General features: G+C 62.2%; 1 protein-coding gene. It reads right to left on the reverse strand.

Annotated elements, in window-relative coordinates; genetic code table 11:
- Window positions 1-1,189, reverse strand: a 1,189-nt coding sequence (ligD, locus tag ACWUKX_RS30930) for a non-homologous end-joining DNA ligase LigD (protein WP_456010451.1), incomplete at both ends; no start/stop codon positions are given.

The raw sequence follows: 1,189 nt of genomic DNA on the forward strand, positions 1-1,189 counted from the left end.
GTTACAGGATGGGCGATTGGGAAGCCCGGTCGGGCTCGTGGGGAGAAGGCTCCCACCGCGGTGTTGCCGCGTCCGTTGCGAAGGTAGTCAAGAAAGATGCGACCTCTTCGGGCTGCCGGAGCGGCAGAGAGTAGATAACGACCGGGGCGTGCCTCAACAAGGCACTGGGCGAGCGACTTGGCCAATTGCCGGGCGCTGTCGTGGGTCATCTTTGTCTCAAGCGGTCCCATTAAGTGAATGCCCTTGCCGCCCGTCACCTTCGGCCAACTCTCCAGACCTGCCGCTTCCATGATGTCGCGGAGCGCCAACGCGGTCTCGATCACTTCCGCCCACTCGATGCCCTCCCCCGGATCGAGGTCCAGCACGACGCGATCAGCATGCTCGATATCGTCAACGGTGGCGTTCCAGGGATGCACCTCTACGGCATCCATCTCGACCAGCCCGAGCAAACCGGCAAGGTCGTCCACCCACACGCGAACGCCCTCGCCTCCCTCGCGCTTCTGGACGCGCAACTGATGCACCGCCGCGGGAATCATCGGTAGAGTGCCCTTGTGGTAGAAGGTGGCCCCAAAAGCATGGCGGACCAGCCTCAGCGGTCGCCGGCCGAGATGGATCAGCGCTTGATCAGCAACCCGCTCCCAGTAGCGCACAAGCTCTTCCTTGGAGGGCGAAACCGCATTCGGAAGCAATTGCAGAATGTTCTCGCGAGGAACCCCATGTTGCCCGACTGCCTCTCGTCTCTTTGAAGGAGCGGGCGACTTCGCCGGGATCGTCACGAGGTCCTCGCGCACGCCCTTGAACACTGCCTCGCGCAGGATGCCACGATCGGTGACGCCGCTGAATTGCACCTCGGCCAGGACCTCTGGTCTGATCCAGGTCGCCTTCGGCTTCACGATGGGCTCTGATAAAGGCGACTTGCCGATGATCAGTGGATCAAGCCGCTCTCTAACATGCCGCGCTGTCGTCAAGCTGTAGCCGCCTTGGGCCTTGCCAGCGTAGAGCAGGCGATCGCCTTCCCAGCGGCCTATGTAAAGGGACGCAATGCGGCGTGGATGGGCGCCGAGCTTCTCGACGAAAGCAACAATGGGGAAGGTGTCGCTCTTGATGCATTTCACCTTGAGCCAGCTCGTCTGCACACCTGAGCGATAGGGGGCATCCGCTCGCTTGGATACGATCCCCTCCAAGCCCA

The organism is Mesorhizobium sp. f-mel (assembly GCF_053850215.1).